This window comes from Burkholderia sp. BKH01, assembly GCF_025685725.1.
Classification (GTDB): domain Bacteria; phylum Pseudomonadota; class Gammaproteobacteria; order Burkholderiales; family Burkholderiaceae; genus Burkholderia; species Burkholderia pyrrocinia_C.
Genome location: NZ_JAOTQT010000035.1, coordinates 54,276 through 61,502 on the forward strand (window position 1 = coordinate 54,276; position 7,227 = coordinate 61,502).

Annotated in this window: 9 protein-coding genes; 8 read left to right on the forward strand and 1 reads right to left on the reverse strand. The window is 69.3% G+C overall.

The annotated features are described in order from the left end of the window. The first annotated feature begins 1 nt into the window (after position 1). The gene (gene gspE, locus OEJ37_RS32250; protein WP_321574827.1) at positions 2-1,492 is read left to right on the forward strand and encodes a type II secretion system ATPase GspE; all 1,491 of its coding nucleotides are present in this window, start codon (positions 2-4) and stop codon (positions 1,490-1,492) included. 4 nt (positions 1,493-1,496) lie between these two features. Beyond that, positions 1,497-2,714: a type II secretion system inner membrane protein GspF gene (gene gspF / locus OEJ37_RS32255; protein ID WP_034183807.1), complete on the forward strand. Its 1,218-nt coding sequence runs from the start codon at positions 1,497-1,499 to the stop codon at positions 2,712-2,714. Positions 2,715-2,746: 32 nt separating this feature from the next. Here gspF and OEJ37_RS32260 read toward each other — a convergent pair whose 3' ends face one another. Continuing rightward, entirely contained in the window at positions 2,747-3,157 is a 411-nt protein-coding gene (locus OEJ37_RS32260) for a type II secretion system protein N (protein ID WP_152860492.1), read from the reverse strand. A gap of 175 nt (positions 3,158-3,332) precedes the next feature. On the opposite strand from OEJ37_RS32260, the gene gspG reads away from it, so the two are divergent. From gspG to gspL, 6 genes are all read left to right on the forward strand, one after another. Then, complete coding sequence (gene gspG, locus OEJ37_RS32265) at positions 3,333-3,785, forward strand: type II secretion system major pseudopilin GspG (RefSeq protein ID WP_006751354.1); 453 nt, start codon at positions 3,333-3,335, stop codon at positions 3,783-3,785. A 39-nt stretch (positions 3,786-3,824) separates the two neighbouring features. Further along, complete coding sequence (locus OEJ37_RS32270; RefSeq protein WP_263349029.1) at positions 3,825-4,388, forward strand: GspH/FimT family pseudopilin; 564 nt, start codon at positions 3,825-3,827, stop codon at positions 4,386-4,388. Beyond that, the gene (gspI, locus tag OEJ37_RS32275; RefSeq protein ID WP_263349032.1) at positions 4,385-4,900 is read left to right on the forward strand and encodes a type II secretion system minor pseudopilin GspI; all 516 of its coding nucleotides are present in this window, start codon (positions 4,385-4,387) and stop codon (positions 4,898-4,900) included. Before OEJ37_RS32270 ends, gspI begins: the two co-directional genes overlap by 4 nt. A gap of 7 nt (positions 4,901-4,907) precedes the next feature. Then, positions 4,908-5,567, forward strand: coding sequence for a type II secretion system protein J (locus OEJ37_RS32280; RefSeq protein ID WP_411859303.1), 660 nt, complete (start codon positions 4,908-4,910; stop codon positions 5,565-5,567). 2 nt (positions 5,568-5,569) lie between these two features. Then, the gene (gene gspK, locus OEJ37_RS32285) at positions 5,570-6,694 is read left to right on the forward strand and encodes a type II secretion system minor pseudopilin GspK (protein WP_263349036.1); all 1,125 of its coding nucleotides are present in this window, start codon (positions 5,570-5,572) and stop codon (positions 6,692-6,694) included. Positions 6,695-6,720: 26 nt separating this feature from the next. Further along, the coding region (gene gspL / locus OEJ37_RS32290) for a type II secretion system protein GspL (RefSeq protein ID WP_263349038.1) at positions 6,721-7,227 on the forward strand (507 nt) is incomplete at its 3' end.

Genomic DNA, 7,227 nt, shown 5'->3' on the forward strand with positions numbered 1-7,227 from the left:
CGTGCTCGCGTCTTCCGCCCACGACGGCGCGCCGGGCGAACGGCAGCCGCCGTCGCCGCTCGCCGCGCGCTTGTTGCCGTACGGCTTCGCGAAGAGCGGCCAGGTGCTGATCGCGCACCAGCTCGACGACACGCTCGAGGTGTGGATCAGCGAACGCACGAGCGACGCCGCGCTTGCGGAGATCGCGCGCAACTTCGGCTCGATTTCCGTGCACCGCGTGCCGGCCGACGAGCTCGCGCAGGCGATCAACCAGGCATACGCGCGCCAGGACGGCAGCGCCGCGCAGGTGGTCGGCGAGGTCGAAGGCGAAGTCGACCTGTCGCGGCTGATGCAGGACATCCCCGAAGTCGAGGATCTGCTCGAGTCGGAAGACGACGCGCCGATCATCCGGATGATCAACGCGCTGCTCACGCAAGCGGCGCGCGAACAGGCGTCGGACATTCACATCGAGCCGTTCGAGAATTCGTCCGTCGTGCGTTTTCGCGTCGACGGCACGCTGCGCGACGTCGTGCGCCCGAAGAAGGCGCTGCACGGCGCATTGATCTCGCGGATCAAGATCATGGCGCAGCTCGACATCGCGGAGAAACGGCTGCCGCAGGACGGCCGCATCACGCTGCGCGTCGGCGGCCGGCCGGTCGATGTGCGCGTGTCGACGCTGCCCACCGGGCACGGCGAGCGCGCGGTGCTGCGTCTGCTGGAAAAGGATGCGAAGCGCCTGAATCTCGAAGCGCTCGGGATGGGCCGCGACACGCTCGTCCAGTTCGACAAGCTGATCGCGCGACCGCACGGCATCGTGCTCGTCACGGGCCCGACGGGCTCGGGCAAGACGACGACGCTGTACGCGTCGATGTCGCGGCTCGAAACCGCGACGACCAACATCATGACCGTCGAGGACCCGATCGAATACGACCTCGGCGGCATCGGCCAGACGCAGGTGAACGAGCGGATCGGGATGACCTTTGCCCGCGCGCTGCGCTCGATCCTGCGCCAGGATCCGGACGTGATCATGATCGGCGAAATCCGCGACCTCGAAACCGCGCAGATCGCGGTGCAGGCGTCGCTGACGGGCCACCTCGTGCTCGCGACGCTGCACACGAACGATGCGGCATCGGCCGTCACGCGTCTGACCGACATGGGCGTCGAGCCGTACCTGCTCGCATCGTCGCTGCTGGGCGTGCTCGCGCAGCGCCTGGTGCGGCAGCTCTGCCCCGTCTGCAAGGAGGAGCGGCACGAGGATGGCCGCACGCTGTGGCATCCGGTCGGCTGCGACAAGTGCGGGCATTCGGGCTACGCGGGCCGGCGCGGCGTATACGAACTGCTGCTGGTCGACGATTCGATCCGCTCGCTGATCCATCGCAACGCGGCCGATGCCGAGATCCTGGCCACCGGCCGCGCGGAAGGGATGCGCACGCTGCGCGACGACGCCGAGCGCTGGCTTGCCGCCGGCGCGACGTCGCTCGAGGAAGTGCTGCGCGTGACGGGAGGCGCGTAGCGCGATGCCGGCATTCCGTTTCGAAGCGATCGATGCGGCGGGACACGCGCAGAAAGGCGTCATCGATGCCGACAGCGCGCGTGCCGCGCGCGGCCAGTTGCGCACGCAGGGGCTCACGCCGCTCGTCGTCGAGCCGGCCGCCAGCGCGACGCGCGGCGCGCGTACGCAGCGGCTCGCGTTCGGCCGCAAGCTGTCGCAGCGCGAACAGGCGATCCTCACGCGCCAGCTCGCGAGCCTGCTGATCGCGGGGCTGCCGCTCGACGAGGCGCTCGGCGTGCTGACCGAGCAGGCCGAACGCGACTACATCCGCGAACTGATGGCCGCGATCCGCGCCGAGGTGCTCGGCGGCCATTCGCTCGCGAATGCGCTGGGCCAGCATCCGCGCGATTTTCCGGAAATCTACCGCGCGCTCGTCGCGGCGGGCGAGCATACGGGCAAGCTCGGCATCGTGCTGTCGCGCCTGGCCGACTACATCGAGCAGAGCAACGCGCTGAAGCAGAAGATCCTGCTGGCCTTCACGTATCCGGGCATCGTCACGCTGATCGCGTTCGGCATCGTGACGTTCCTGCTGAGCTACGTGGTGCCGCAGGTCGTCAACGTGTTTGCGAGCACGAAGCAGCAGTTGCCGATCCTCACGGTCGTGATGATGGCGCTGTCGGAATTCGTGCGGCACTGGTGGTGGGCGATCCTGATCGCGGTCGCGCTGATCGTGTGGTTCGTGAAGGCGACGTTGTCGCGCGACGGGCCGCGGCTCGCGTTCGACCGCTGGGTGCTGACCGCGCCGCTCGCGGGCAAGCTCGTGCGCGGCTACAACACGGTGCGCTTCGCGAGCACGCTCGGCATCCTGACTGCGGCCGGCGTGCCGATCCTGCGCGCGTTGCAGGCGGCTGGCGAGACGCTGTCGAACCGCGCGATGCGCGCGAACATCGACGACGCGATCGTGCGCGTGCGCGAAGGCTCCGCGCTGTCGCGCGCGCTGAACAACGTGAAGACGTTTCCGCCGGTGCTCGTGCACCTGATCCGTTCCGGCGAAGCGACGGGCGACGTGACGACGATGCTGGATCGCGCGGCCGAAGGCGAAGCGCGCGAGCTCGAACGCCGCACGATGTTCCTGACGAGCCTGCTCGAGCCGCTGCTGATCCTGGCGATGGGCGGCATCGTGCTCGTGATCGTGCTGGCCGTGATGCTGCCGATCATCGAGCTGAACAATATGGTGCAGTGACGGCCTGACACGGTTGGTGAGGCCGTCGCCGTTCAGCGCATGTAGATCGCGGGGGACGGCGTGTTCGCCGGGAGCTGGATTTCAGCGCGGGCGCCGTTGCGGTCGACGATGATCGAGCGGGGGCGGACTTCGGCGAGCTTCGCGCCGGGTGCGACCTCGGCACCGAGCGACACCGCGCGCGGCGGTTCGCCGCCGACGCCGATGATCGCGGCGGCGCCGCGCTGGAGCGCGAGGATGCCGAACAGGTGGATGTCCTGCACGGGATTCTTGTCGAGCTGACCGCCGAAGAGCGCCGCGGCGTCCTCGGTGCGGATCGGCGGCCGCGCGGCGGCGGCGGGCAGCGGCGCTTCGCGGGCCGACAGCGTGACGACCCAGTAGGTGGCCGTCGCGCACAAACCCGCGAAGAGGGCTAGGGAAAGAATCCGGATCGAGAGCGCGTTCATGCGCGCTATTGTACGGATGTATATGAAATTTGCGTTGGGTGAAAGCCCTCGGCGATGCGCGCCTTACAATGCGTGCTCCGCGCCCGCGGGTCCGGAAGGTTGCCGTCAGGTAATCGTCCGATGTGCCGGGTGCGTCACTCAATCGACGATATTTTTTGGAAAGAGGTAGTCAGTCATGCAAACGTGGATCACTCGCCGCAACGCGGCCGTGCGTCGTCAGCGCGGTTTCACGCTGATCGAGATCATGGTGGTGGTCGCGATCCTCGGGATCCTGGCGGCGCTGATCGTGCCGAAGATCATGAGCCGCCCGGACGAGGCGCGCCGCATCGCCGCGAAGCAGGACATCGGCACGATCATGCAGGCGCTCAAGTTGTACCGTCTCGACAACGGCCGTTATCCGACCCAGGAACAAGGCCTGAATGCGCTGATCCAGAAGCCGTCCACCGATCCGATCCCGAACAACTGGAAGGACGGCGGCTACCTCGAGCGCCTGCCGAACGATCCGTGGGGTAACGGGTACAAGTACCTGAATCCGGGCGTGCACGGCGAGATCGACGTGTTCAGCTACGGCGCCGACGGCAAGGAAGGCGGCGAGAGCAACGACTCCGACATCGGTTCGTGGCAATAAGCCGGCACTGATCGTCCCGACGCTTCGTTCCCGCTCTTCATGCTCGCCATTCGCACGACCTCCCGCTGCGGCCGCGATTGCCGTGCGCATCGCGGCACGGCGCCGTCCGTATCGGCGCGTGCCGATGGCGGGCCGATGAAGCACTGCGTGCGGTGCGCTCGCGGCTTCACGCTGCTCGAAATGCTGGTCGTGCTCGTGATCGCGGGGCTGCTCGTGTCGCTCGCGTCGCTGTCGCTGACGCGCAATCCGCGCACCGACCTGCGCGAGGAAGCGCAGCGCATCGCGCTGCTGTTCGAGACGGCCGGCGACGAGGCGCAAGTGCGCGCGCGCCCGATCGCGTGGCAACCGACCGCGCACGGCTTCCGTTTCGACGTGAGCTCGCCCGACGGCTGGCGCACGCTGCGCGACGATCTGCTGCGCCCGCGCGACTGGGACGGTGGTGTGACGGGCGCCGACATCGACTATCCGGGCTCCGACACGCGCACGAATCGCGTCGTGTTCGGCACCGAGAGCATCGACACGCCGGTGCGCGTGACGCTGCATTCGGCCGTTGGCAGCGCGACGATCGTCGGCACCGGCAACGGCCGCTACGAGGTGCAATGACGATGCGTCGTCGCCTGCCCTTCCCCGTTTCTTCGTCGCGCCCCGCTTCCCCGACGGGACTTCCTGCAGGGCCGGGCACTTCCTGTGCAAACCGGCCTGCGTCGGGTTTCGTCGGCGCGCGCGCTCCAAGGGGACTCCCTGCGGGGCGCGGCTTCACGATGATCGAGGTGCTGGTCGCGCTCGCGATCATCGCGGTCGCGCTCGCCGCGTCGATCCGCGCGGTCGGCACGATGGCGACCAACGCATCCGATCTCCATCGCCGGCTGCTGGCCGGCTGGAGCGCCGACAATGCGCTCGCGCAGTTGCGGCTCACGCACGCGTGGCCGCAGATCGGCGAGCAGAGTTTCGACTGTTCGCAAGGCAACGTGCAGCTCGTCTGCACGCAGAGCGTGAGCGCCACGCCGAACCCCGTGTTCCGGCGCGTCCGGGTTTCGGTGAGCATGCCCGGGCGCGCCGGCGTGCTCGCGCAGATGGTGACGGTGGTCGCGAATGAAACCAGCCGTCCGCTCTGACGCGCCGATGCGACGCCCGCACGCGCGCCCCGCCCGGGGCTTCACGCTGATCGAGCTGATGATCGCGATCGCGATCCTCGCGGTGGTCGCCATCCTCGCGTGGCGCGGGCTCGACCAGGTCATGCGCGGCCGCGACAAGGTGGCGTCCGCGATGGAAGACGAGCGTGTCTTCGCGCAGATGTTCGACCAGATGCGCATCGACGCGCGGCTTGCCGCGACCGACGACGAGGCCGGCCAGCCGGCGATCGGCGTCGCCGGCAATACGCTGCAGATCGTTCGCGAATTCGACGTGCCGGGCGCCGCGCCGCGGCTGCAGGTGGTCCGCTACCGGATCGCCGGCGGGCGCGTCGTGCGCTATGCATCGCCGCCGATCGACGACGCGAACCGGCTGCAAGGCGTGCTGAAGGACAGCAGCGTCGAAGGCTGGACCTGGGTCGCGCTGATGGGGGGCGTCGGCGCGATCGATGCGAAGCTGTACGTGCCGCGCGTGGGCTGGACCACCAACCTGCAGACCGCCGACGACGCGCTCGCGCAGAACAACGATGCGCTCAAGGTGCCGCAGATCGGCAACGCGCCGCCGCAACGCGCGGTGACGGGGCTGCAGGTCAGCATCGGCGCGACGTCGCTGCGCGTGCCGGTCACGCGCGTGTTCCTCGTCGGGGAATGACGATGCGCGCGCGCCCTCTCCGTCCGCTCACCACCCACCGCGCCGCCGCGCGCACGCATGCACGCGGCCGCCAGCGTGGCGCCGCGATCATCACCGCGCTGCTCGTCGTCGCGCTGTCGGCGATCCTCGTCTCGGGGATGCTGTGGCGCCAGCAGGTGCAGATCCGCCGCATCGAGAACCAGCGCGTGATCGCGCAGGCGCAGTGGGTCGCGCGCGGCGCGCTCGACTGGACGCGGATGATCCTGCGCTCCGAAGGCGACACGGCGCCCGGCATCACGTATCTCGGCGGGATCTGGGGCGTACCGATCGCGAAGACGAAGCTGTCGGACTTCCTCGGCCGGATCGGCGCACCCAACGACAACGGCGGCGAAGACACCTATATCTCCGGCTCGATCGAGGACGCGCAGGCGAAGTTCAACCTGCGCAACCTCGTGTCGTCGCCGGCGCCCGGCGTGCTGCAGTTGAACGTCACGCAGCTCCAGGCCTTCCAGCGCCTGCTGACGACGCTCGGCTACGACGGCGCGTTCGCGAAGCGCATCGCGCTGCAGGTGCGCGCGGGCCTGCTGCATTCGGCGACGCGCTTCCAGATGCCGACGCTGCCCGGCGGCGGCAATGCGGCGACCGCGCCGGTACCCGGCGGCGACATGCAGACCGGCGGTTTCACCGACGATCCGGGGCTGTCCGGCGGCGATCGCGGGCCCGCGCCGCTGATGATGACGAGCGTCGACAGCCTGCTCGATGTCGAAGGCGTGACGCCCGAGATGGTCGCGCGGCTGCGCCCGTTCGTCACCGTGCTGCCGACCACGACGCCCGTGAACATGAACACCGCGCCGGCCGAGGTGGTCGCGGCGCTTGTGCCGGGGATGAGCGTGTCGTCCGCGCAGGCGCTCGTGTCGCGCCGCGAGACCGTGTTTTTCCGCAACGTCGGCGACGTGCAGCTCGCGCTGCGCGGCGCCGGTGCGCCGAACGTGACGACCGACGCGAGCCTCGTCGACGTCAATTCGAGTTATTTCATCGTGCATGGCCGGATCCAGCACGAACGCGCGGAGGTCGATCGCACCTCGCTCGTGTATCGTGATCCGACCACGCACTCGACGCGGGTCGTGCGTATCCGCGACCAGCTATAACGACGCCATTCGGGAGAGGAGCTCTTGTGAGCACGTTGATTGTTTCTTTGCCGCCGCGCGAGCCTGCCGTGCCGTTGCAGGAATGGCAGTGGCCCGAGCTGCCGTTCATGCTCGTCGACAAGGCCGGCCAGGTGCAGCGCGCGGGCCGCGCCGCGCTCTCGCTGCTGCCGCGCGCGAATGCGACGGTGCTGATCGTCGCCGCGCGCGACGTGCTGCTGCTGGCCGCGAAGGTGCCGCCGCTCAAGGGGCCGAAGCTGCGCCAGGCGCTGCCCAACATCGTCGAGGATCAGTTGATCCAGGATCCGCTCGGCTGCCACATCGCGCTCGATCCGGCCGTGCTCCCCGACGGGCGCCGCGTGCTGGCCGTCGTCGATCGCGCGTGGTTCCGCGCGATCTGCGACGCGTTCGCGGCGGCCGGCCACCGGCACCTGAGCGCGGTGCCCGCGACCCGCTGCCTGCCGGCGCCGCGCGCGTCGGCCGAAACGGCAATGGCCGCGCCGGCCGACGGTGAAGCGGCCCACGCTGCCGATGCC

Excerpts from the sequence above, each read along its gene's own strand:
- gspF (WP_034183807.1), top strand. The coding sequence starts at position 1,497 with ATGCCGGCATTCCGTTTCGAAGCGATCGATGCGGCGGGACACGCGCAG.
- OEJ37_RS32260 (WP_152860492.1), bottom strand. The coding sequence starts at position 3,157 with ATGAACGCGCTCTCGATCCGGATTCTTTCCCTAGCCCTCTTCGCGGGT.
- gspG (WP_006751354.1), top strand. The coding sequence starts at position 3,333 with ATGCAAACGTGGATCACTCGCCGCAACGCGGCCGTGCGTCGTCAGCGC.
- OEJ37_RS32270 (WP_263349029.1), top strand. The coding sequence starts at position 3,825 with ATGCTCGCCATTCGCACGACCTCCCGCTGCGGCCGCGATTGCCGTGCG.
- gspI (WP_263349032.1), top strand. The coding sequence starts at position 4,385 with ATGACGATGCGTCGTCGCCTGCCCTTCCCCGTTTCTTCGTCGCGCCCC.
- OEJ37_RS32280 (WP_411859303.1), top strand. The coding sequence starts at position 4,908 with ATGCGACGCCCGCACGCGCGCCCCGCCCGGGGCTTCACGCTGATCGAG.
- gspK (WP_263349036.1), top strand. The coding sequence starts at position 5,570 with ATGCGCGCGCGCCCTCTCCGTCCGCTCACCACCCACCGCGCCGCCGCG.